Raw genomic sequence first — 23,528 nt, 5'->3', positions numbered from 1 at the left:
CGAGGCGGAGCCATTGCGCGGCGACGGCTTGGTTAACATCGTTCGACCACAACCCGTCGCAATGTCGGAGATTGTCTCCGGTCGAATACGGCTCCCCACAATCATGGATGTTGCAACAGGCCGTTAAGGCCAAGGTGAGAGGTTTGCGCCGATTTGGAGCAAACCTGATGGTCACCAGCCGCGAACTCGGCAAGACGCGACTTCCGCTCTGGGCGGCGGGCTTCGTCGTGCTGATCTGCGCGGCGATCCTCGGCTTGAGCGCCTGGCGCGAATGGGAGGCGCGCGATGCCGAGCTCAGGAACGCCGAGATCGATGTTGCCAATCTGGCGCACTCGCTGATCCAGCATGCCGACGATACCTTCGAGCTCGCCGATACGATCCTGGTCGGGCTGGTGCACCGGCTCGAGCTCGACGGAACCGGCCCCGACACGATCACAAAGCTCCAGACCTACCTGCCGACCCGCAAATCATCGGACCGCATCCGCGGCATCTTCGTCTATGACGAGACCGGCCGCTGGCTCGCCACGACCGAGCATGTCGATCTCTCCAGGTTCAACAACAGTGACCGCGACTACTTCCGGCAGCACCGCGACTCCCTGGCCAAGGGCACGCTGCTCGGGCGGCCGATCAAGAGCCGCGCCGGCGGCCAGTGGATTATCACGGCCTCGCGGCGGATCGACCATCCCGACGGCAGCTTCGCCGGCGTCGCCCTGCTCACGATCGACGTCGCCTATTTCATGAAGTTCTACGAGCGGTTCGACTTCGGGCCGAACGGCTCGGCGTCGCTGCTGAACAATAGCGGCATCATGCTGGCGCGCAGCCGCGACGAGAGCGGCGCCTACGTCGGACGCGACCTGTCCAATACTCCCTTGTTCAGGGATTGGGAAAACCGTCCCGCCGCGGCCGTCTACTATTTCAAGTCACCGCTCGATGGCGTGCAGCGGCTGAGCTACTACCAGCGCAGCAGCCGCTATCCCCTGATGGTGCTGGCGAGCAAGTCGCAGGACGACGTGCTGGCGCCCTGGTGGCGCGCGGCCGCCACGCGCATGACCTTCGTCCTCGGCCTCGTCCTGCTGATCGCGATGATCGGCGTCTACCTGGTGCGTCAGCTCCTGCAGCGGCAGCGCATGGCCCAGGCCCTGATCGCCAAGGAAGCGAATTTCCGACTGTTGGCCGAGCAATCGAGCGACATGGTGACCCGGATCGGCCTGGACAACCGGCTGCTCTATGTCTCGCCGGCGTGCGTGCGCATCACCGGCTGGTCCGCCGAGGAACTGCTGGACACCTCATCGCTCGCCGGCATTCACGCAGACGACATGGAACGGGTCGAGCAGGCCATCGCCGCACTGAAGAGCGGCGAGGCCGAGGAGGCCCGGTTCGTCTACCGCCAGCGTCATCGCGACAAGGGCGAGATCTGGGCCGAGGCGGCGCTGCACGTCACCCTGGCGTCGGATAGCGGAGAGATCGACGGCGTCGTCGCGGTGGTGCGCGACATCACCGAGCAGAAGGATCTACAGGACAAGCTCGCCTCGCTGGCAACAACCGACGGCCTCACCGGCCTCGCCAACCGGCGCGCGTTCGACGAACGCCTCGCCGAGGAGTGGGCGCGCGCCCGGCGCGACGGCACGCAGCTGTCGCTCCTGCTGGTCGATGTCGACCATTTCAAGAAGTTCAACGACCATTACGGACATCTGGCGGGCGACGGATGCCTGCGGTCGCTGAGCCGGATTCTGTCGGCCTACGCGAGGCGCCCGGCCGACCTCGCGGCGCGCTACGGCGGCGAGGAATTCGCCCTGCTGTTGCCGAACACCGGCCCGGACGGCTGCGCCGAGGTCGGTGAGGGGATTCGCCAGGCGCTGCACGATCTCGCCATTCTGCATGCGCAGAATCCGCCGTCGCGGCTGGTGACCGCGAGCATCGGCGCCGCGACGAGCTTGCCCGCCCAGACCGCGATGGACTGTAGCGCGCTGGTCGCGGCCGCCGACCGCGCGCTCTACGCCGCCAAGGACAATGGCCGTGACCGGCTGGTGATGACGGGCAAGGTCGTGCCCTGGCCCGCGAAGAGCGCGTGACGGGATCGACCGCTCACCAAGCGTAGCGGACGCTGCCCTTGCCCGCATAGCTGCGCGTGACGTTCGAGAACTCGCCCTCGAAACTCGCCGCCGCCGACCAGCCGCTCAGCCAGTTCATCTCCATGGAAGCGGTGGTGAGCGCGGACTCTCGCGCTTGCGCCGCACCGTTGACGACGAAGCTTGCGCCCGGCAGCGCCTGGAACGTTGCGGCGACCGCGCGATCCGGATTGAAATCGTGTGCCCACGCAAGCCGGCCACGGAGGCTCAGCACGCCGCCCTGCACGGCGAGAGATTTGTCGGTACGGAAACCGAACTCACTGCGGGTGTCGGTGACGCTCTTCGCAGCGTAACCCAGTGCGAACGCCGACGAGCCGGAGACGACCTGCTCGGCATAGGCCGGCAGATCGAACGTCGTGAACTGCGCCGCACCATAGGGTGTGATACCGATGCCGCCAATCCACGGCGCGACGTAGCGATAGCCACCTTCGACACGGCCGGACCAGGCATTGGCATTGAACTCGGCGCGCAAACGATCGGCTCCGGAGATCGTCACCGTACGATCGGTGGTGATGTCCTGCCAGCCATAGGCCAGCGCGGCGGAGAGGTAGACCGGGCCGTTCGCATGGCGCAGATAGGCGCCGGCCTGGAACAGGTCGGAGCGGCCGGAGCCGAGACCGTTCACGCCGAAGCTGGTGCCACCGCCGGCGAGCGCGAAGCCGAGCAGCGTGCTCGGCGAAAGCCGGTAGTCGGCACCGACCGCAGTTCCGGCGATACGGCTCGTCATATCGTTCGAGCCGGTCACCGCGTTGCCATCCGTCGACTGCGAACCGCCAAAGCCCGCAGCCCACACACTCCAGCGCGGCGCGAACGTCTGCGGAGCCTTGGTGACCATCGCAAATGCATCGGTGCGCCTGCGTGCGGCGTAGGCGCTCACCTGATCCTCCTCGGCAAAGCCGGCCGCGCCATTCGCCGAACTCGGCTCGCCACCTCGCTGCGCGAGGGGATCGGTGAGCAGGCCCACGAACTGGCCCATGGCGCTGAACGTGGTCTGCTGCGAGGACGTTCCCGACTCGCCGGAAGCTAGCGTCAGGCCCGTCGCCGTCATACCGCCATAGACCAGCGGGATGCCGCCGTTGACGTTGAAGGAATTGACCAGCGCATTCGCCACCGCCTGCTGGTTGCCGTTCAGGCCGGAGTTCGGCGGCGGGACGAAGGCAAGCGACAGATTGAGATAGACGTTGTTTGCGTCATAGCCGAGATCGGTCCTGAAGTTCGCCGGCAGATTGCCATTGGCAACCGTCGAAGCGAAGGTGCCGGAAATGCCGCCGCTCGCGCTGAGGATCGTGTACCTCTTCTCGATGTAGCTGCCGGCCGCGAACACCGCGTTCACGGTGGCACCGCCGAGCGTCGCGCTCCCCGTGACCGTCGCATGAGACGCCGTCGACGGATTGACCTGGACCTGATAGAGCGCGCCCGATTGCAGGGCGAGGTTGCCGACAATGCCGGTGGAACTGCCCGGCGCGCCGTTGCCCGGCGCGAATGTGCCGCCGCCAGCAATCGTCACCGTCAGCGGATCAATGGTGCCAGCCCCCATCAGCACGCCGCCGGAATTCACCGTCACCGCCGAGGTGCCGGTGATCGTTCCCTCGACGTCGAGTACGCCGCCGTTCACGGTGGTCGCACCACTATAACCGTTGGTGCCGAGCAGCATGGTGAGGCCGGCCGTCGTCGTCAGGCTCGCAGTGCCGCCGACGCCGTTGAGGATGCCGCCGGTGGAGATGATGGGTGCGTTCAGGTTGCCGTTCCGGATCGTACCGCCATTGAGGCCGACCGCGCTCTGGGTTTGCGTCGTGCCGCCCAGGTCCAGCGTGGCGCCGCTGTTGACGGTCGTCGATCCGCCGACGTCGCCCAGCGTGCCGGCGCCGCTCAGGGCGAGCGTGCCGCCGTTGATGATGGTGCCGCCGGTATAGGTGTTGGCGCCCGTCAGCGTCAGCGTGCCCAGCCCGGTCTTTGTCAACGATCCCGTATTGATGATCTGGCCCGACAATGTCGCATTGAAGCCGTTGGTATCGATCGTGCCGCCGCCGGCCAGCAGGGAGATCGTCCGCGCGCTGTTGAAAGCACCAGTGAATTGCAGCGTACCGCCATTGAAATTGATGTATTGCCCGAAGCCCAGCGCCGAGAGCGCCGCATCGCTGGCCACCGAGAGTGCCCCACCCGCCGCGACGATGACGTTCGGGCCAAGAAAGGCGGTACCGACATTGCCGTTGTCCACAATGGGAATGGATGCCGAGGTGACAATCGTGTTGGTCGCGGTATCCAGCACATAGAACCCAAGCCCGGTCGTAATGTATGCGCGGCTGCCGTCGGGGGTTACGGTCACCCCGATACTTGGGCTTGACAAAGCCACAGTTGCGATCACGGAGTTCGTCGTCGCATTGATAACCACGAGCTGATTGGACTGGGTGGTCACATAGATCCTTGAACCATCGGGGCTTACCGCAACGCTCAACGGGAATCCGGTGACCGGAACGGTCGCGACGACCGATTGCGATCCCGTGTCGATCACCGAAACGGAACTGCCGGATTGATTGGCCACGTAAATCCTGCTGCCGTCGGGTGACGGGGTAATGCCGTACGGCGATAGTCCGACCGCGATTGTGCCTATCACAGCTTTCGACGCGGCATCGATGATCGAGACGCTGTTGGAGCCTGCATTGGCGACATAGATTCGAGTCCCGTCCGGCGAGACCGCAATCCCATGGGGATCCGTAACTACCGCAATGGGGGAGCCGACCACGTGATTGGTCGCGGTCGAGGTGACGGAGACCGAACTGCCTGTGGTGAACGCCACGTAAAGGCTCGAGCCATCCGCGCTGAGGGCCAACGCAGTGGCGCCCCCACCGACGGGAATGGTCGCGACAACATTCCGGCTGACGACGTCGATGACAGCGACTTCGCTGCTTCCGTATGTGACAACATAAGCGAAACGGCCATCGGGCGAGAACACGGCGTTCTGGGGATATAAGCCGGTCGCAATGGCCGATCCGATCGGAGCGTTGGTCAGGGTGTCGAACTCAAGCACCTGCCCGGGCGCGCTGTTGATTGCGGTCCAGATCCCGTAATTGTCGATCTGCGCCCGGCTCGCCGAGGTCGCGCCGAGATACGGCAGGACCACGACTGCGAGCACCCGCCAGGCGCGCGCTTGCCCGGTGCGCCTTCGTCTGCGCCGGCGCGCTTGCGAACAACCGACGCCCTTCATTCCCACTTCCAACCGCACGCGGCACCCCATTCCGGACGGCGCAGCCCCCGCGTGGCGGCGCCGGCATTCAATCGGCGAACGGACCTCCTAGCAGGCCTGCCCGAGGCGTGATGTGCCCTACGTCTCAGGGCGATAAAATCGGTGCGGATTCCGCACGACCTGTGCCAAATCCGTCGCGCGGCCTTGCCAACGTCGCTTGCGCACCGATTTCCGAATGGCTACATCGCGGGCGATGTTGGTGTGCCGCCGGTCTTCGAATATCGAATTTATGCGGTCCTGCCTCGTCGTGGGATGATGCAGGCGGGACGGACGTGAACGAGAGTATGCTGGCGGACATCCCCGGGCGCGGGGCGAGCGCGCTGAAGCAGTTGCGTGCGATGACGGCCGACATCTGCGACGTCATTCCGCTCACCGCGGAAGACGATTTCCATGTCACCACCGCGACGATGATGACCCGCAACGCGTTGCTGATCGATACGCGTGCGAGCGACCAGGAATACGACCGGACGCCCGCGCACGTCGCCCGCGGCGCGATGGATCACTTTCAGATCACCCTGTGCGTTGAAGGCGAGATGCAGTTCGGCTCCGGCCGGCGCGAAGTGACGCTGCGGCCCGGCGACATCGTTCTGATCGACATGGCGCAACCCAACCGAACGGTACTTCGCGGCAGCGGCGGCCGGACCCGCATGATGACGATCATCCTGCAACGCGCGATGCTGGCGCCGCGGCTCGCACATCCGGATTCGGCCACGGCAACCTTGTTGCCGTCAAACCATCCTCATGCACGCCTGCTCGCCAGCCATTACGCGGCGCTTGCACTCCCGCCCGATCCCGAGGCCGGCAGCGCCGAGGCCACGATCGAGGCGATCGCCGACATCGTTGCCGCGGCCGCCGGCGGTGCGGCCGACATCGCGGCAGGCGTCGAACGGGCCGAGCGGCATCTTTATCTTTCGGTGATCAAGCGCCGCATCGCGGACAATCTCGAGACCGACGTGCTGACCGCGGGCGAGCTTTGCCGCCACTTCCAGATCTCACGCGCGACCCTCTACCGGCTGTTCGAGGCCGATGGCGGGCTTGCGCATTACGTGAGGGAGCAGCGGCTCAATCTCGCTTTCCGCCAGCTGATATCGCCGTCCGCGGAGGACACCCGGCTGATCGACCTAGCCGTCGGCATGCGCTTCAGCAGCGACTCCACCTTCATCCGCGCATTCCGCCGCAAATTCGGCCTGACGCCGGGTGAACTGAGGGAGCAGGCCGATACATGGCTGCGCGAGACCGGAGCGATCCCGGCCATCGACACGGTGCTGCACCAACTGGCCCGGCGCAGCAGCTCGGAGCCGTAGAGACGGCCCGGATTTGTCCCCTGTGCGTAGTCGGGATATGACAGCGATCACGGCCGGATGCTCGGCCAACCCGAGAGTGTTGCCGTGGCTGACGTTATCAAGCTTGTCCTGTTCGACATGGACAATGTCCTCTGCGACTACGACAGGACAAAGCGCGTCGCATGTCTTGCGGCGCTTGCGGGGACCAGCAGCGAATCGGTTCACGAGGCGATCTGGGACAGCGGCTTCGAGGCGCTCGGCGACTCCGGCGCGCTCGATGCGACGGATTATCTGCGAGGCTTCGGCGAACGCATGGGCTATCCGCTGTCGCTCGAGGAGTGGGTGGAGGCGCGGCGCCGTTCGATGCAGGCCGACCACGCGATGCTGGAGATTGTCCGCCGTCTGCGCGACACCGCCGACATTGCCGTCCTGACCAACAACACCACGCTGGTCGCCGACCATATCGACACGCTGCTGCCGGAATTGCGCCCGCTGTTCGGCTCCCGGATCTACACCTCGGCCCAATTCGGCGCAGCGAAGCCGGACCCGCGCTGCTATCGCCTCTGCCTGTCGGAGCTCAAACTGGAGCCGGAGGCAGTCTTGTTCGTCGACGATCTCCCGGCCAATGTCGCCGGCGCGCGCGAGGCAGGCCTGTTCGCGCATCATCACACGTCGGTGGAGGCGTTCAGGCAGCTCCTTTCGGAATATGGCCTGCTTCATGGATGAATCTGCGTAGGGTGAGCAAGGGCGCGTACGCGTTGGCGCCACCCTACGGGTTCATCGCACTACGCAAGATGACACGCCACGAAATGCCCGCCCGCCCCTTCCTTCAGCTCGGGCGCGCTTTCGGCGCAGCGCGGCTGGGCGATCGGGCAGCGGGTGTGGAAGTGACAGCCTGACGGCGGCTTCATCGGGCTCGGCACGTCGCCCTTGAGGCGGATGCGCTCGCGCTTGAGCTTTGGATCGGGCACCGGCACCGCCGACAACAGCGCCCTGGTGTAGGGATGCTGCGGATGGCGGTAGAGGTCGCTGGCTTTCGCCAGCTCGACGATGCGGCCGAGATACATCACCGCGACCCGGTCGGAGATGTGCTCGACCACTGACAAGTCGTGCGCGACGAAGAGATAGGTCAGGTTCAGCTCGGCCTGGAGGTCCTCCAAGAGGTTGATGACCTGGGCCTGGATCGAGACGTCGAGCGCGGAGACCGGCTCGTCGCAGACGATCAGCTTCGGCTCGACCGCGAGCGCGCGCGCAATCACGATGCGCTGGCGCTGGCCGCCGGAGAATTCGTGCGGATAGCGGCGCATGTGCTCGGCCTTGAGGCCGACCTTCACGAGCAGGGCCGCGACGCGCTCCTCGCGCTCCTTGGCGGAGGATGCGAGATTGTGGATGGTGAAGGCCTCGCCGAGGATGGCGCCGACCGTCATGCGCGGATTGAGCGAGGCGAACGGGTCCTGGAACACCAGCTGCATATTCCGCCGCATCGCGCGCAGATCGCTGCCGCCGAGCTGGCGCACGTCCTGGCCGTCGAAAGTGACCTCGCCGTCGGTCGGCTCGATCAGGCGCAGCACGCAGCGTCCCGTCGTCGACTTGCCGCAGCCGGATTCGCCGACGAGCCCCAGCGTCTCGCCGCGATTGACCGAGAACGACACGCCGTCGACCGCGTAGACGGTGCCGACCTGGCGCGACAGCAGGCCGCCGAGCACGGGGAAGTGTTTCTTCAGGCCGCTGACGCGCAGCAAGGGCTCGCTCATGCCGCGCCTCCCAACTGTGTATCCCCAAGATGACAGGCCATGCGGTGGCCGGGCGCGACCTCGCGGAGCAGCGGCTCTCTCTCGATGCAGACGTTCATGGCAAACTTGCAGCGCGGCGCAAAGCGGCAGCCGACCGGCGGATTGATCAGGATCGGCACCGAGCCGCCGATCGCCTCGAGCCGCGTCTTGTGCTCGCTGTCGAGATCGATGCGCGGGATCGAGCGGATCAGGCCTTGCGTATAGGGATGGCGGGGATCGGCGAAGAGATCATCGACGGGAGCCTCCTCCACCACCTTGCCGGCATACATCACGACAACGCGCTGCGCGGTCTCGGCGACGACGCCCATGGCATGGGTGATCAGCATCACCGCCATGCCGAAACGCTCCTTCATGTCCTGAAGCAGATCGAGGATCTGCGCCTGGATGGTGACGTCGAGCGCGGTGGTGGGCTCGTCGGCGATGATCAGCTTCGGCTTGCAGGCGAGCGCCATCGCGATCATCACGCGCTGACGCATGCCGCCGGAGAACTGGTGCGGATAGTTGTGCACGCGGCCTTCGGCGTTCGGGATCTGCACCAGCTTCAGCATCTCGATGGTGCGCTCGAGCGCCTGCTTCTTGGTCACCGCCTCATGGCGGCGCAGGCTCTCGGCGATCTGCTCGCCGATGGTGAGCACCGGGTTGAGCGAGGTCATCGGCTCCTGGAAGATGAAGCCGATCTCCTTGGCGCGGATCTCGTCGAGCTGGCTGCTCGTCAGCGGCACCAGGTCGCGGCCCTCGAAGATGATCTGGCCCGCCGCGATACGGCCCGGCGGCATCGCGATCAGCTTCAGGATCGACATCGCGGTCACGGTCTTGCCGCAGCCGGACTCGCCGACGACGCAGAGGGTCTCGCCGCGGTTGATCGAGATGTCGACGCCGTCGACGGCCTGGAGGATGCCGTCGTCGGTGGAGAAATGAGTTTTGAGCCCTTTGATTTCGAGCAGCGGCGCCATCAGATCACCCGTCGCGCATCGAGCGCGTCACGCAGACCGTCGCCGATGAAGTTGATGGCGACCACGGCGATGAAGATCGCGCCGCCCGGAAACAGCGCCCAGTGCGGGCCGATGTCGAGAAAATCCTTGGCGTCGAACAATAGCCGGCCCCAGGTCGGGGTGTCCGGCGGGAAGCCGAGGCCAAGGAAGGACAGCGTCGATTCGGCGATGATGGCGGCCGCAACGTCGATCGTGCCGGCGATGATCACGGGCCCGACCGCATTGGGCAGGATGTGTCGCACCACCTGCCGCACCGGGCTCGCGCCGAGCGCGCGCGCCGCCTCCACGAACTCCTTCTCGCGGATCGACAGGAACTGCGCGCGCACGAGGCGGGCGACCGGCATCCAGCGCAGGCCGCCGATGACGAGCACGATCAGGATGAAGATACCGCCCTCGGGACCGAACATCGACTTCAGCCCGTCGCGGAAGAGATAGATGAGCAGCAGCAGCAAGGGCAGCTGCGGCAGCGACAGGAACAGGTCGGTGAGCCACATCAACCCGTGCCCGAGCGCACCGCGGGACATGCCGGCGAGCGCGCCGATCAGCGTGCCGATGACCACCGAGACCAGCATCGCGGCGAGCCCGACCGCGAGCGAGATCCGCCCGCCATAGATCATGCGGGCGAGGATGTCCTGGCCGAGATCGTCGGTGCCGAAGGGATGCGCGAGCGAGGGCCCCTGCAAACCCGCCACGATGTCGATCTCGTTGATCTTGATACGCCAGATGAAGGGGCCGACGACGACAGCCAGGATCAGGATGAGGAGCAGGAAGGCGCTGACCACGGCGAGCTTGTGGCGGCTGTAGCGCCGCCACGTCTCGCGCCAGGGCGAGTAGACGCCCCGCTCAGCGGAGGGAGATGCGAGGGTCAAGCCAGCCATACAGGACGTCCGCGATGAGGTTGAACAGCACCACGAGGCACGCGAAGACGAAGGTGACGGCCATCACCACCGGCGTGTCGTTGGAAAGGATGGAGGAGATCAGCAGCGAGCCAATGCCGGGAATCCGGAAGATCTGCTCGGTGACGATGGCGCCGCCGAACACCGCCGGCATCTGCAACGCGATCAGCGTCACGACCGGGATCATGGCGTTGCGCATCACGTGCTTGACGATGACCTTGGTCTGGCCGAGGCCCTTGGCGCGCGCCGTGGTGACGTAGTCGAGGCGGATGACGTCGAGCATCGCCGAGCGCACGAAGCGCGTCATCGATGCCGCCTGGAACAGGCCGAGCACCGCCACCGGCATGATCGCCTGGCGGATCATCTCCAGCACCCAGTGGATGCCGGTCGCCTTGATGTCGGTGGTGTAGACGAAAGGCAGCCAGTCCAGCGTGACCGAGAAGATCAGGATGAACAGGATGCCGGTGAAGAAGGTCGGCAGCGAGAAGCCGACGAAGGCGAGCGTGTTGGCGATCTGGTCGAACAGCGAATAGGGCTTGGTCGCGGCGTAGACGCCGACGGGGATCGCGATCAGCAGCGCCAAGATCTGCGCCGAGCCGATCACGTAGAGCGTCGCCGGCAGGCGCTGGAGGATGAGCTGATCGACGTTCATCCGGCTGACGAAGGAGAAACCCCAGTCGCCATGCAGCATGGCGGAGAGCCAGCTCAGGTAACGAAGGTAGATCGGATCGTCGAGGCCGAACTTGGCCCGAAGCGCGGCCTGCACTTCGGGCGGCACGTTCGGGTTCGTCGCCAGCTCCGAGAAGGGATCTCCCGGCGCCAGCGCCAGCACCACGAACAGGACGACCGAGATTCCGAGCAGGCTCGGAATCGCGATCAGGAGGCGACGCAGGACATACTGACTCATGAAAGAAGGACCCCGCCTAGCTGCGCGTGATCATTCCTCGCGGTACCAGTCGTGCAGATTGTCGGTTTCGTTGGCCCATCCGCTGATGATCGGACGCAGATTGTTCGCCGCCGCCTCCACCTTCAGCCGATGCTGCACCGGGATGAACACGGTGTCCTGGTACATGAGATCGTTGGCCTTGATGTAGAGCGCCGCGCGCTTGACCGGATCCATCTCGCTTTCGGCGGCATCGATGGTCGCGTCGTAGTCCTTGTTGACCCACCGCGGGAAGTTCGTGCCCTGCCACTTGTTTTCCTTGGTAGCGACAAGGGTCGACAGATAGCGGCGCATGTGCTGCGCCGGATCCGGCTGGCTCAGCGGGATCTGGAACATCTCGAGGTCGGCGTAGAAATGCGCATAGGTATCGGGATTGGCGACGTCGGAGGAGAAGAACACGGACGCGACAACCGATTTCAGCTCGACGTCGATGCCGGCCTTCTGGCAGGCCTGCTTGACGATCGCCTGGGTCTTCTGGCGCGGGCCGTTGATCGAGGTCTGGTACAAAAGCTTCAGCTTCTTGCCGTCCTTCTCGCGGATGCCATCCGCGCCGGGCTTCCAGCCGGCATCGTCGAGCAGCTTCGAGGCCTTCTCGATGCTGAACTCCCAGGTGGTGTTCTTGGAAACGAACTTCTCGGGACCGTTGAGGAAGTTGGCGGTGGTGCGGCCGGCGCGGCCGTAGATCGCCTTTTTGACGGACTCGCGATCGACCAGCAGCGACAGCGCCTTGCGCACCGCAGGGTCGGACAGCAGCGGATGCTTGGTCTTCATCGACGAGCGCTCGCCGTCGACCTCGGTGTTCGGATCGGTGAAGTTGAGCGCGATGAACTCGGTATCGCCGCCCACGGCGTAGATGGTCTTGCCCTTGCCGCCCTTCTCCAACCGCAGCAGCACGTCGTCCTCGACCTGGATGTTCCATCCGAAGTCATATTCGCCGGTCTGGATCACCGCGCGCGCCGCCGAGACGGCGTCGCCGCCGCCCTTCATCTCGACCGTGTCGAAATAAGGCCGGGTCGGCATGTGGTAATCGGGATTGAGCTGGCCGCGGACGAGATCGCCCGGCTTGAACTCGACGAACTTGTAGGGGCCGGTGCCGACCGGCGAGAGGTTGGTCGGCGCCTCGCGCGACTTGGCTCCCTTGTAGTCGGCGAAAAGATGCTTCGGGATGATGGTGTTGGGAGCACCGACGAAGGCGTCGGCCCAGAACGGCGTCGGCTTGTTGAAGAGGATCCGGACCGTGAGATCGTCCACCTTCTCGACGGTGATGTCGCGATAGGTTCCGATCGTCAGCGCGGAGGTCGCCGGGTCCTTGGCATATTCCCAGTTGAACACGACGTCGTCGGCGGTGAACGGCTTTCCGTCGTGCCACTTGACGCCGGGCTTGAGCTTCCAGGTTACCGATTTGCCGTCAGCGGCCAGCCCGCCGTTCTGGATCGACGGGATCTCGGCTGCGAGAACCAGCTTCATGTTGCCGTCCGGATCCCAGCAGGCGAGCGGCTCATAGAACAGGCGCGAGCCATCCTGGTCCTTGGTGCCGGTGGCAAAATGCGGATTGAGCAAGGTCGGGCCCTGCCACCACAGCAGCTTCAGCGCTCCGCCGCCGCCGCGCTTGGTCGGCTTGTAGACCTGCGGGCCTTCCGCCATGGCGACACCGCCGAGCGCGAGGATCTGGTTGGCGAGGGGCGCGGTGAGGCCGACCGCAGCCATGCGCTTGATGAAGGCGCGGCGATCCATCCGCCCGTCCTTCACATCGCCGATCATCGAACGCAGTTCTTTATCCAGCATGGTTGTCCCCCGTCTGGTTCCCGGTATGGATGCAGGCGACCGCGAGCGGCCGCCGGGTTTGGCTGGCGGTAGATGGCACACCGAATAGGCTGCGCGTCAACTCCGACTGTGTGTATGCGAACGGTGTTCTGGCTGTCTGTTGGGCAAAACTGCGTTCCACAGCCCAGGCGTTCGGCAAACCGGCGTCAAAATACGCCGGATTCCACGTTGCACTGCGAAAAATTTGTTCGCCGGATCAGACGAAGTATCGAGACGAAATTTTCTACACCACGGACATATCGAGCGGCGGCGCGACGTGGTCCGGCAGCGGGCAGACATAGGGCGTCTTGGTGGTCCGCTTGGTGAGGTCCGCTTTCGCGGCCTTGATCAGCTCCGGCTCCGTCAACGCCTTGATGCCGAGGCCCGCCATCGCCTTGGCCGCCTGCACCATGGCCTTGTGCGCGTGCGGGCTCTTGCCCTGCGCCACGACTTGCCAGGTGTGGAACGGGGTGCCGATTGCAACCGTCGGTGCGTGAACCTGCACGGTCGGCACCACCCAGCTCACATCGCCGACGTCAGTCGAGCCGACAAGCGGGTTGCGCTTGGCATCGAGCGGCACCAGGAAATCGGCCAGCGGCCGATCTGTCGGGTCCATGCCGATCGCGTAATAGACCGAAGCGATGTCCTTGTCGCTCAGCGTCGCGCGGATCTGGCTGGCAAAGCCCTTGTCCGTATCGTCGAAATGCGGAGGCCCGAGCTCCTCCATCACCCGATGCAGCGCCTGCTCCAGCGGTGCGTTCGGCAGGATGTTGGAGACCGCCGAGATGATCTTCATCTCGACCTTGGTCTCGGTCATCAGCGCTGCGCCCTGGGCAATCTTGTTCACGCGCCCGACCAGCTCGTTCATGCCGGGCAGATCGCGGGCGCGAATCGAATAGCGCACGCGTGCGTGGGCCTGCACCACGTTGGGCGCGATGCCGCCGGTGTCGAGCAGCGCGTAATGCACGCGCGCATCGCTCGGCATGTGTTCGCGCATGTAGTTCACACCGACATTCATCAATTCCACCGCATCGAGCGCGGAGCGGCCGAGATGGGGCGAAGCCGCAGCATGCGAGGTGCGGCCGGTGAAGATGAAGTCGGCGCGGGTGTTTGCGAGCGACGGCGTCACCGCGACTTCCCAGAAGCTGTGCGGATGCCAGGTGATGGCGATGTCGGCATCCTCGAACGCGCCGGAGCGCACCATGAAGGCCTTGGCCGCGCCGCCCTCTTCCGCCGGGCAGCCGTAATAGCGCACGCGGCCCGGCACCTTGTTCTCGGCGAGCCAGTCCTTGACCGCGGTCGCGGCGAGCAGCGCGGCGGAGCCGAGCAGATTATGTCCGCAACCGTGACCATGGCCGCCGGTTTCGATCGGACGGTGTTCCGCAACGCCCGCCTCCTGGCTGAGGCCGGGCAGCGCGTCATATTCGCCCATGAAGGCGATGACGGGACCGCCCTCGCCCCATTCGCCCATCAGCGCGGTCGGAATGCCCGCAACGTTCTCGGTGATGCGGAAACCCTGGTGACGCAGCTCGGCGAGATGCTCGGCGGCGGACCGCGCCTCGGTGTAGCAGACTTCGGGCATGCCCCAGACCTTGTCGCTGAGGTCGATGAAACGCCCCTTGATCGTGTCGATGCCACGCCAGATGTCGCTGCGGTTGTCCATTGCTTCGGTCCGTGATCCCTTGGTCAAACGAAGCGGCAATGGTTATCAGCTTCATTGCAGGCCGCCTAGCACCTCGTCGGACAGCAGCCATGCGGCCGGTGCCGGAGCGCACCACCGGTCGCGTGCAAGCCGTGTTTCCGTGCCTTTCGAAGAATTCACGCCGCGTTTTCCGGAATAGTTGAGGTCAAGTCTTTTAAGATGACCATCGTCGGCCTAGATTACCGGTACTTCGCGCGCCCTCGCTTGGCGGCGACGGGACCGCGCTCGCAGATCAGGAGACCTCCATGGCCGTTCTAACCGAATGGAGAGTGCCGCCGGCCAACCAGCCGCGTGCGAGCGATTACGGTTTCGATCTCGACCGCACGCTCGGCTCCGTCGTCGGCCTGCACGCCATCATCCCGCCGGACGCTTTCAGCGCCGAAACATTGGGCACCGAACGCGCCGGCAACGGCGTCGTGATCGACGACGGGTTGGTGCTGACCATCGGCTATCTCATCACCGAGGCGGAATCGGTGTGGCTGCATCTTGCCGACGGGCGCGTCGTCGAAGGGCATGTACTCGGCTTCGATACCGTCACCGGCTTCGGCCTCGTGCAGGCGCTCGGCAAGCTCGATATCGAGCCCCTGCCGCTCGGCAGCTCGGCCGACACCCGCATCGGCGACCGCGTCGTGGTCGGCGGCGCCGGCGGGCGCACGCGCTCGGTCGCCAGTCAGATCGTCGCCAAGCAGGAATTCGCCGGCTATTGGGAATATCTGCTGGACGAGGCCGTCTTCACCTATCCCGCGCACCCGAACTGGGGCGGCACGGCGCTGCTCAACGAGCGCGGCGAATTGATCGGCATCGGCTCGCTCCAGCTCGAACGCGAGCGCGAGGGCAAGGCCGAGCACGTCAATATGATCGTTCCGATCGATCTCTTGAAACCGATCCTCGAGGACTTACGCAAGTTCGGCCGTGTCAACAAACCGGCACGGCCGTGGCTCGGGCTCTACTCGACCGAGATCGACAACCGCGTGGTGGTGATCGGGATCTCCGCCAACGGCCCGGCCGCGCGCGCCGAGCTCAAGACCGGTGACGTCATCCTCGCCGTCGACGGCGAGAAGGTCAGGAGCCAGACCGGCTTCTACAAGAAGATGTGGGCGCTCGGCGCCGCCGGCGTCGATGTACCGCTCACCGTGCATCATGAAGGCGTCACCTTCGACGTCACCGTGACCTCGACCGACCGCTTCAAGCTCCTGAAGGCGCCGAAGCTGCATTGATCCCACGCTTGAGGGCGCTTTGATGAGCGAGGCCGTGATCGACGACATCGTGGCCGCGCTGCCGCCGCTGCTCAATGCGCTTGAAGCACTCGGCTTCTTCCAGCGGCATTTGCATCCGCCGGCCTTCGCGTCGGTGATGAATGCGATCGGCACGCCGGACGAGGCGCTGCAAACGGCACACGGTGCGATCGGAGAATGGCCCGAGCAGTTCGCCGGGCTGCGCGAGCGGCTCGATCGCGCCTGCAACGAGACGCTCGCCGCCTTTGCCGGAATCCGCGATGTCGAGCGTGGCAATGGCGATCTCGTCGCGGTCTTCCGCGCGCTGCGCCACGTCCCGCGCGCGCTGGAGGCGCTGTATCCGCTGGCGGCGCAGTTTCCGCCGGTGAGCAGCTTCTTCCTCAACACCGCCAATCGCGAGAATGGCGATCTGCTGTCGCGGCTCGAAGGCGGCGCGGGCGACGACATCGGCATCTTCCACGATCATAACGAGCCCGGCAGCCGCGGCGGCTTCTCGGTCTATGTGCCCGAATACTGCACGCCTGATCGGGCCATACCGCTGGTGATGGCGCTGCATGGCGGCAGCGGCAACGGCCGCGGTTTTCTCTGGAGCTGGCTGCGCGACGCGCGCAGCCTCGGCGCGATCCTGGTGGCACCGACCGCGACCGGCCCGACCTGGGCGCTGATGGGCGACGATTCCGACACGCCGAACCTGATGCGCATCCTCGAGACCGTACGCAGCCGCTGGAGCATCGATGCCTCGCGCCTGCTGCTGACCGGCATGAGCGACGGCGGCACCTTCTGCTACGTCACCGGCCTCGATGGCGCTTCGCCCTTCACGCATCTCGCGCCGGTGTCAGCGACGTTCCATCCGCTGATGGCGGAGATGGCGGATGCCGCGCGCCTGCAAGGCTTGCCATCTTCATCACCCACGGCAAGCTCGACTGGATGTTTCCGGTGCAGACGGCCCGCCAGACGCAAGCTGCGCTCTCGGCGGCGGGCGCCCATGTCAGCTATCGCGAGATCGATGATCTCAGCCACACCTATCCGCGCGAGATCAATGCGGAGCTGGTGGAGTGGCTGAATGGAGGATGAACGATCTCTCCTTACATGCGCCGCATCGCCGCGGAACCATCACTCCGGGCCGACGTTATCGCCCGTCACCGGAGGTTCGCAAAATGCAGACTTTTTTTGGAATGATCCTGGGCGCGCTGCTGCTCGCGTGCGGCGTCTATGCCTATGACTCCATGCAGACGTCCTCGGTCGCCAACGGCGAGGTCGCGGCCACCAACCGCACCATCGTGAACTGGGACGTCGCGAAGGCCGATTGGGACGCGCTGCGTGATCGCGCGCACAAGGACTGGGTCCGAATCTCGTCGAAGTAGTTTCGGCGAAGTCATCTCGACCTTCCAAATATGAACAAGGCGCCGTCGCGGGTCCGCGGCGGCGCCTTTGCGTTGGCTGCGATCGATACGCCGGCTCAGTTCATCTTGGCCTTGCGGGCGTCGGCAATGACCTGCTCGAACTCGTTCATGCTAAGCACGCCGGGCACGCGGTACTTGCCGACGATGAACGACGGCGTGCCGCGGAAACCGAAAGCTTCCGCCTGCTCGTTGTTGCGCTTGAGGATGGCGTCGATGTCCTTGGCGTGGTCGGTGAGATCGCGCTTGAGGCGGTCCATGTCGACGCCGGCGGCGGCCAGCAGCTCGTTGATGCGCGGCTCGGTCAGGCGGGAGCTGACGCCCATCATGGCGTCATGCGCCTTGTGATACTTGTCCTGGAATTTCGCCGCGAGCGCGATACGCGCCGCGGTGACCGAGACCGGCCCGAGGATCGGCCAGTCCTTCATCACCAGTCGCACCTTGCCGTCGTCCTGGACCACCTGGCGCAGCTCGGGCTCGAGCTTGCGGCAATAGGGACAATTGTAGTCGGACCATTCGACGATGGTGATGTTGCCGTCGGGATTGCCGGCGACCGGCGTCTCGGGATCGCGCAGCACCTTGGTTTCGGTCAGGACCTCGTCATCGTCGGCAGCCGCCAGCGCCGAGGTGATCCCGCCCGCTGCAAGGGCGCCCGCCCCGATCAGCGTCAACGCGGTGCGCCGCGTCGCCACGAGGCCCTTCTTGCCAAATCCAGTCATATCTCGTCCCGTTTCGGTCCCATCCCGCAACAATACGCCCCGGGACCGGGAATTGTTACGGGTCATATAGAACGCCGCGGGCGCGATGTCATCGCCGCGCCATGCGCAAATCGTGTCCGGCACTAGAGCATGATCCGGAAAAGTGCGCAGCGGTTTTACGTAAAGATCATGCTCAAACAATTACCTAAAGCGCGATGACGATTCATCCTGATCTCATCGCTCTTTAGGCCGCCACGCGCGGCAGCATCGCCATCAAGGTCCCGGTCATGGTGGCGATCAGCGTGGTCTTGCCCTCGTGCTCGGCAAAGGCTTTGGCCTCGCAGAAGGTCAGCGTGCGGCCGGGCTTGACCACCTCGGCCTTGAAGACGAAGCGCGCACCGCGGGCGGGCGCGAGCAGCGTGGTCTTGAACTCGACGGTCAGGATATCCGCCTCGGACGGCATCAGGGTGAAGGCGGCAACGCCGCAGGCATTGTCGAGGCCCGCGGTGAGGATGCCGGCATGGATAAAACCGTTCTGCTGCGTCAAAGCCGGCGCGTGCAGCATTGCCAGCTCGACCTCGCCCGGCGCGAGACGTACGATCGCGATGCCGAGCGTGTGCATCGCCGGCTGGCCCTCGAACATGGCAATGGTCGCTGCGCGATAGCCCGGATTTCTCGGCTCGAATGCGGTCATGGCTCAGACCTCGGCCGGCTCGGCGAGATGCCGCAATGCGACCTCGCGGATCACATCCTCGAACGGCGCTGATTTGCGCTGGCGGCGGTCCATGTGCACACCCGTGATCTCGCAAGTTGCGGCGATCTCGCCGGTCTCGGCATTCGTCATGTCATGCCGGAAGCGGATCGACTTGTCGCGGACCTCGAGCAAGTGGCTGCGGATCTCGACGATGTCGCCGGCGAGCAGCTCGCGCTTGTAGGTGATGTTCTGCTGCACGGCGGCCATGCCGCGGCCGGAGGAGCGCAGGTAGCTCGGCGTCAGCCCGAGACGGGCGAACAGATTCCAGTTGGCCTCGTCGAACTTGCCGACATACCACATGATGTTCATGTGGCCGACGTGGTCGCATTGCCACGGATACACCGTGCCGCGATAGGTCGCCTCCTGCTCCATCGCAATGTCTCCCTGCCCGTTTTCTTTCCGCCTTTTTGGCTGATTGATACGGTAGCGTATCAGGGCTCCGTCGCGTTAGCAATACGGCACCGTATCAAGAACCGGTGAGGCTGATTTCATGAGCGATGGCAAGGGCGACGTCTGGGCCGAGGCAGGGTTTGCCGAGCTCGCCCGCTCGGGGGTCGAGGGTGTCAGGGTCGAGGTGCTCGCCAAGAATCTCGGCGTCACCAAGGGCGGCTTCTACCGCCGCTTCGCCGATCGCGCCGCGCTGCTCGATCTCATGCTGGAACGCTGGCGCGAGGGACGCGCAGCCTCGATCGCGCAGCAGACCAGCCTCGACGGCGAGGCGCCGCGCGAGCGGCTGAAGGCGGTGATCCAGCTCTATTCGGAGCGGGTCAATCCGGAGGGCATGGCGATCGAGCTCGCGATCCGGCAATGGGCCCGCTCGGACGAGAATGCGGCGGCGGCGGTGGCGAGCGTCGATGCGGTGCGGCTGAAGCACGTCGCCGAGCTCTATCGCGCGACCGGCCTTGCGACTGAAGAGGCCGAGGCGCAGGCCTTCCTGTTCTACTGCTTCATCTTCGGCCAGAGCCTCTTGTTCGTCGAGCGCGGCCCGCGCAAGCGGTCGCAGCTGGTGGCGAAATCGGCGGAGAAGCTGCTCGATTAGGCGCGGCAGAAGGCCCAAGCAAAATGGCCGGAGCGTTGCTCCGGCCATCGCATCAATTCGAAGCTCAGGCGGCGCCCTTCAGCTTCTTGTTGCATTCGCTGTAATAGCCGCCGCCCTTCTCGATCCACTTCATGCCGCCATTGCCGTTGGTGGCCTTGTTGGCATTGTACTGGTCGACGCAGGTGTGCAGGCGCGCCTTGCCGGCGGTCTCCTTGGAGTATTTCGGATCGACCGCATTCGGATAGATCGCAGGTCCCGCCGGCAGGGTCGGCGCGGCGGGAGCGGCTTCCTTCTTCGCCTGCTTCGGCTCGGCGGGAGCGGCGGGCGCTGCCGGAGCGGCTGCGGTCGGCGCGGCGGCGGGGGTCGCGTCCGCGCCGCACTGGGCCTTGCGGAAGTCATTCCACTTCATGGTGCCGAGCGAGCCGTCCTTCTTGGCGGCCTGATATTTCGCGCTGCACTCCTGCGAGGTCAGCGCCTGCGCCGGCGCGCCCGCCGCCAGAACGGCAAAGCCCGACACCGCAATCGCACACAGAAATTTCGATTGATTGGTCATCCCTGGATCTCCTCCTTGGTCTTCCCTTGGTCGTTCCCTGGGGAAGCGAAACGAACATTGCTATCCTAGCGTGCCGCCCGCTTGCGACAAGGAAGCGATGGCGCCGGCCGCCAAAATATAGTGATGACGCCGTTCAAATTATTCATGTCGCGTTCAGCAACACGAGCCGACGTTCGCAGCCCTTCGCCATTCTCGCAAGAAGAGTGCAACACCATGACCTTCACGACCCGCCTCGCCGTCGTCGCTCTCGCCTCCCTGCTCGCTTCCGGCACCGCGTTCGCACAGACCGCCGCGCCGGCCGCCAAAGCCGAAGCCACCACCACCGACAAGAAGGCGCCGAAGGAGCACTCGGCCGAGTCGCTGGAATGCTCCAAGCAGGCCGACGCCAAGGGCCTGCACGGCAAGGAGCGCAAGAAATTCCGCTCCGAATGCATCAAGACCGCGAAGGCCGGCACCGCCGCCCCCGCCGCCGACAAGAAGTAAATCCGTCACAATACGGCTCGCGAACACCGGTGGGAGACGCGCGCATTGCGGCATGACGAGCCTGCAATTGTGCGCCTCCCGCTGATTTGCGATAAGGTGGCGTGAAGCAAATCACCACCTCCCTGCCGTTCGAATGGCCGAGCCGTGCCAAGCTCTTGAGCACGGTGGAGACGCTCGTCATCGGCACCGCCGGCGGCCTCGTGTTTCTGCTCGCCGGCCTTCCCGGCGGGCTGATCTCGGGCTCGATGATCGCGGTCGGCATCGCGGCGATCGCCGGCCGCCAGCTGTCCCTGCCGCCGATCCTGACCCAAACGGTCCTCGTGCTGCTCGGCATCTCGCTCGGCTCCGTGGTCTCGCGCCATCTGATCCAGCAGGTCAGTGCCTATCCCTTCACCATCGGTCTGCTCGCGCTCGCCACCTTCTGCTCGACCTTCGGCTCGAGTTATTACCTCCAGCGCATCCATGGCTGGGACCGCACCTCGGCCTTCCTCGCCGGCAGCCCCGGCGCGCTGTCGCAGATCACGATTTTGGCGGTCGAGCGCGGCGCCGACCTGCCGGGCATCGCCGTGGTGCAGACCATGCGCGTCATCATCCTCACCGCGGCACTGCCGATGGTGCTGGCGATCGCGGGCGTCGCGCCCTCCGCCGCACCGACACTGACGACGACGATCGCCTCGCCGCTCGACCTCGTTGAGCTGGTCGCAGCCTCGCTGGCCGCCGCGCTTTTGTTGCGGCTGATCAAGTTTCCGGCGAGCTGGATGTTCGGCGCGATGATCGCCTCCAGCGTGCTGCATGGCGCGGGCTGGGTCGAGGGCGGCCTGCCGAACTGGGTGCGCGGGGTGGCGCTGATCGGCATCGGCGCGCTGATCGGCAGCCGCTTCGCGCGGATGCGGATCAAGACGCTGGCCGGCCACATCAACGCGGCGCTCGGCTCGTTTGCCGTCGCGATCGCCGTCTCCGCGATCTTCGTCGGCATCGTCGCGCTCACCACGCAGGTGAAGTTCTCGGACGTCGTCGTCGCCTTCGCGCCGGGCGCGATGGACGCGATGCTGGCGCTGGCGCTCACCCTGCACATCGACCCGATCTTCGTCGGCGCCCATCACCTCTCGCGCTTCGTGTTCGTCACGATCGCGACCCCGGGCATCGTGCACCTGTTCGGCCGCACGCAGGACGATGTGGATGATTGACGGGGCACAGCTCACGTAGCGGAGCACAGCTCTCGTAGGGTGGGCAAAGGCGCGTTAGCGCCGTGCCCACCATTTTACTCCGTATCGCTGGGAGATCGTGGGCACGCTTCGCTTTGCCCACCCTACGGCAGCTATGACTACGGCGGCTACGCGCGCGTCGCCGTCCGCACAAATCCCCATGCGGCGATCGCAGCCATCAAGAGCGAGATCAGCACGTTGTAGCCGGCGAGCGAAAGGCCGAGGAAACGCCACTGCACTTCGTCGCAGCGCACCACCTTCACGGTGTCGAGCTTCGACAGCAGATCGGCGGCGCTGCCGAGATTGACCACCGGACCGGAGCAGTCGGTCGGTCCCTGCCAAAATCCCCATTCGACGCCGGAGTGGTAGGTGGCGAGCCCGGCATTGGCGAGCGTCGCCAGCGCGAGAATGGCGAGCCCCGCGAGCAGCAGCGGCCGCGGCGCACCGCTCCGCGCCGCAAGCGCCGTCAGCGCGCCGAGCGGGATCGCGAGGTAGTAGGCGTAGCGCTGCTCCAGGCACAGCGGACAGGGCAGGATTTCCAGCACGAGCTGGAAGAACCAGGCGCCTGCGATGGTCGCCGTCGCGATCAAGGTGACCAGCACCGAGGCGGTCAGCGCGGGACCGGCGCTGTTCTGCCTGAACGCAGCTATTGCGGCACTCTGGGTCGTCACGGCAGCCTCTTCTCGATGGGTCGCGTTTGAAGGCTGTAACCCCGGCCCATGCGGCTGTCGAGAACGGCCGGGATCACTTTGGCGCGGGTTGACCTCGCTTTGTCCATGGCTATAGTCCGCCGGCTTCGCGACGCCCTCCCTGGAGGGGCCGACCGAGGGCCCCTGTGGCGGAACTGGTAGACGCGCTCGACTCAAAATCGAGTTCCGCAAGGAGTGCTGGTTCGATTCCGGCCAGGGGCACCACGGAAAGAAATATTAATGATAACAATAACTTAAGCCGCTGGTTCGATTCCGCACTTCCTCGAAAAACGGTCGCGATGAGTTGAAAATCCAAGCAAAAGCCAACTGCAGCGGTCCACTCTGCTGGTATTTTTGCTGGTATCGCCAAGCCAACGCGCCGCGGCGAATTTTGATATCCGAACAACGGAATCGAGCAGGTGACCCACGAATGATGGCGCCGTCGGTGCCAACCCACAGCAGATCTTACTAATCTCGACTGCAGCCGCGCGACGTTCGACATGAGCGACAGACCGCCCGCATCGATGAAGAGGCGAACCTTCGGCGATAGATGCCGGATTGGCGGATAGACCGCGGATCGGCGGACCGTCGACATCAAAGCGCTTGAGCTGACCTGCCGCCATTTGAAAGATGTCGCCTGCAGTCGACGTTCACCATCAATGTTGTCTAATGATTTCTCATGGTATG

General features: G+C 65.1%; 20 protein-coding genes, 1 tRNA gene and 1 pseudogene. 10 read left to right on the top strand and 12 right to left on the bottom strand.

Annotation, left to right across the window (positions count from 1 at the left end):
- Nucleotides 1-167: 167 nt before the first annotated feature.
- A complete protein-coding gene (locus BRAGE_RS0142885; protein ID WP_027562131.1) occupies nt 168-2,072 on the top strand; it encodes a sensor domain-containing diguanylate cyclase in 1,905 nt (634 codons plus the stop codon).
- Nucleotides 2,073-2,085: 13 nt separating this feature from the next.
- On the opposite strand, the gene BRAGE_RS53940 is transcribed toward BRAGE_RS0142885, so the two are convergent.
- Nucleotides 2,086-5,334, bottom strand: a complete 3,249-nt coding sequence (locus BRAGE_RS53940; RefSeq protein ID WP_159073948.1) for an autotransporter domain-containing protein — start codon at nt 5,332-5,334, stop codon at nt 2,086-2,088.
- A gap of 311 nt (nt 5,335-5,645) precedes the next feature.
- Between BRAGE_RS53940 and BRAGE_RS0142875 the strand changes: the two genes are divergently transcribed.
- On the top strand, nt 5,646-6,677 hold the full coding sequence (locus tag BRAGE_RS0142875; protein ID WP_027562130.1) for a helix-turn-helix domain-containing protein: 1,032 nt from the start codon (nt 5,646-5,648) through the stop codon (nt 6,675-6,677).
- Between the two features lie 57 nt (nt 6,678-6,734).
- The gene (locus tag BRAGE_RS0142870; RefSeq protein ID WP_027562129.1) at nt 6,735-7,382 is read left to right on the top strand and encodes an HAD family hydrolase; all 648 of its coding nucleotides are present in this window, start codon (nt 6,735-6,737) and stop codon (nt 7,380-7,382) included.
- Nucleotides 7,383-7,441: 59 nt separating this feature from the next.
- On the opposite strand, the gene BRAGE_RS0142865 is transcribed toward BRAGE_RS0142870, so the two are convergent.
- From BRAGE_RS0142865 to BRAGE_RS0142840, 6 genes are all read right to left on the bottom strand, one after another.
- Entirely contained in the window at nt 7,442-8,410 is a 969-nt protein-coding gene (locus tag BRAGE_RS0142865) for an ABC transporter ATP-binding protein (protein WP_027562128.1), read from the bottom strand.
- On the bottom strand, nt 8,407-9,402 hold the full coding sequence (locus tag BRAGE_RS0142860; RefSeq protein ID WP_027562127.1) for an ABC transporter ATP-binding protein: 996 nt from the start codon (nt 9,400-9,402) through the stop codon (nt 8,407-8,409). The genes BRAGE_RS0142865 and BRAGE_RS0142860 overlap by 4 nt, the downstream gene beginning before the upstream one ends.
- Entirely contained in the window at nt 9,402-10,319 is a 918-nt protein-coding gene (locus tag BRAGE_RS0142855; RefSeq protein ID WP_027562126.1) for an ABC transporter permease, read from the bottom strand. The genes BRAGE_RS0142860 and BRAGE_RS0142855 overlap by 1 nt, the downstream gene beginning before the upstream one ends.
- Nucleotides 10,285-11,244: an ABC transporter permease gene (locus tag BRAGE_RS0142850; protein WP_027562125.1), complete on the bottom strand. Its 960-nt coding sequence runs from the start codon at nt 11,242-11,244 to the stop codon at nt 10,285-10,287. The genes BRAGE_RS0142855 and BRAGE_RS0142850 overlap by 35 nt, the downstream gene beginning before the upstream one ends.
- A 30-nt stretch (nt 11,245-11,274) precedes the next feature.
- On the bottom strand, nt 11,275-13,065 hold the full coding sequence (locus tag BRAGE_RS0142845; protein ID WP_027562124.1) for a peptide ABC transporter substrate-binding protein: 1,791 nt from the start codon (nt 13,063-13,065) through the stop codon (nt 11,275-11,277).
- A gap of 262 nt (nt 13,066-13,327) precedes the next feature.
- Nucleotides 13,328-14,746, bottom strand: a complete 1,419-nt coding sequence (locus tag BRAGE_RS0142840) for a M20 family metallopeptidase (RefSeq protein ID WP_027562123.1) — start codon at nt 14,744-14,746, stop codon at nt 13,328-13,330.
- 284 nt (nt 14,747-15,030) lie between these two features.
- On the opposite strand from BRAGE_RS0142840, the gene BRAGE_RS0142835 reads away from it, so the two are divergent.
- The 3 genes and pseudogenes from BRAGE_RS0142835 to BRAGE_RS0142825 all read left to right on the top strand — a co-directional run bounded on the left by BRAGE_RS0142835 (nt 15,031) and on the right by BRAGE_RS0142825 (nt 17,384).
- Nucleotides 15,031-16,002 carry a S1C family serine protease gene (locus BRAGE_RS0142835; RefSeq protein WP_027562122.1) on the top strand — a complete coding sequence of 324 codons (972 nt, stop codon included), beginning with the start codon at nt 15,031-15,033 and terminating at the stop codon, nt 16,000-16,002.
- A gap of 22 nt (nt 16,003-16,024) precedes the next feature.
- Nucleotides 16,025-17,094 (top strand): annotated as a pseudogene (locus tag BRAGE_RS51175) (phospholipase).
- An 83-nt stretch (nt 17,095-17,177) separates the two neighbouring features.
- The gene (locus BRAGE_RS0142825) at nt 17,178-17,384 is read left to right on the top strand and encodes a hypothetical protein (RefSeq protein WP_027562121.1); all 207 of its coding nucleotides are present in this window, start codon (nt 17,178-17,180) and stop codon (nt 17,382-17,384) included.
- A gap of 95 nt (nt 17,385-17,479) precedes the next feature.
- On the opposite strand, the gene BRAGE_RS0142820 is transcribed toward BRAGE_RS0142825, so the two are convergent.
- The 3 genes from BRAGE_RS0142820 to BRAGE_RS0142810 all read right to left on the bottom strand — a co-directional run bounded on the left by BRAGE_RS0142820 (nt 17,480) and on the right by BRAGE_RS0142810 (nt 19,244).
- Nucleotides 17,480-18,139: a DsbA family protein gene (locus tag BRAGE_RS0142820; RefSeq protein WP_027562120.1), complete on the bottom strand. Its 660-nt coding sequence runs from the start codon at nt 18,137-18,139 to the stop codon at nt 17,480-17,482.
- A gap of 223 nt (nt 18,140-18,362) precedes the next feature.
- The gene (locus BRAGE_RS0142815; RefSeq protein WP_027562119.1) at nt 18,363-18,812 is read right to left on the bottom strand and encodes a PaaI family thioesterase; all 450 of its coding nucleotides are present in this window, start codon (nt 18,810-18,812) and stop codon (nt 18,363-18,365) included.
- A gap of 3 nt (nt 18,813-18,815) precedes the next feature.
- On the bottom strand, nt 18,816-19,244 hold the full coding sequence (locus BRAGE_RS0142810; RefSeq protein WP_027562118.1) for an acyl-CoA thioesterase: 429 nt from the start codon (nt 19,242-19,244) through the stop codon (nt 18,816-18,818).
- A gap of 118 nt (nt 19,245-19,362) precedes the next feature.
- Between BRAGE_RS0142810 and BRAGE_RS0142805 the strand changes: the two genes are divergently transcribed.
- Nucleotides 19,363-19,911, top strand: coding sequence for a TetR/AcrR family transcriptional regulator (locus tag BRAGE_RS0142805; protein ID WP_027562117.1), 549 nt, complete (start codon nt 19,363-19,365; stop codon nt 19,909-19,911).
- 64 nt (nt 19,912-19,975) lie between these two features.
- Here BRAGE_RS0142805 and BRAGE_RS0142800 read toward each other — a convergent pair whose 3' ends face one another.
- Nucleotides 19,976-20,464 (bottom strand): hypothetical protein, encoded by a 489-nt coding sequence (locus BRAGE_RS0142800; protein ID WP_027562116.1) that lies wholly within the window; start codon nt 20,462-20,464, stop codon nt 19,976-19,978.
- Nucleotides 20,465-20,677: 213 nt separating this feature from the next.
- Between BRAGE_RS0142800 and BRAGE_RS0142795 the strand changes: the two genes are divergently transcribed.
- Both BRAGE_RS0142795 and BRAGE_RS0142790 read left to right on the top strand, forming a co-directional pair.
- Nucleotides 20,678-20,947, top strand: coding sequence for a PsiF family protein (locus tag BRAGE_RS0142795; RefSeq protein WP_027562115.1), 270 nt, complete (start codon nt 20,678-20,680; stop codon nt 20,945-20,947).
- 101 nt (nt 20,948-21,048) lie between these two features.
- The gene (locus tag BRAGE_RS0142790; RefSeq protein WP_027562114.1) at nt 21,049-22,134 is read left to right on the top strand and encodes an AbrB family transcriptional regulator; all 1,086 of its coding nucleotides are present in this window, start codon (nt 21,049-21,051) and stop codon (nt 22,132-22,134) included.
- 146 nt (nt 22,135-22,280) lie between these two features.
- Here BRAGE_RS0142790 and BRAGE_RS0142785 read toward each other — a convergent pair whose 3' ends face one another.
- Entirely contained in the window at nt 22,281-22,823 is a 543-nt protein-coding gene (locus BRAGE_RS0142785) for a disulfide bond formation protein B (RefSeq protein ID WP_027562113.1), read from the bottom strand.
- A gap of 158 nt (nt 22,824-22,981) precedes the next feature.
- On the opposite strand from BRAGE_RS0142785, the gene BRAGE_RS0142780 reads away from it, so the two are divergent.
- A tRNA-Leu gene (locus tag BRAGE_RS0142780) sits at nt 22,982-23,066 on the top strand.
- Nucleotides 23,067-23,528 lie beyond the last annotated feature (462 nt).

It is taken from the genome of Bradyrhizobium genosp. SA-4 str. CB756, from assembly GCF_000473125.1.
Taxonomy (GTDB): Bacteria; Pseudomonadota; Alphaproteobacteria; order Rhizobiales; family Xanthobacteraceae; genus Bradyrhizobium; species Bradyrhizobium arachidis.
The sequence above is the reverse complement of the archived record's forward strand: the minus strand, read 5'-3'. Positions and strand labels throughout refer to the sequence as shown.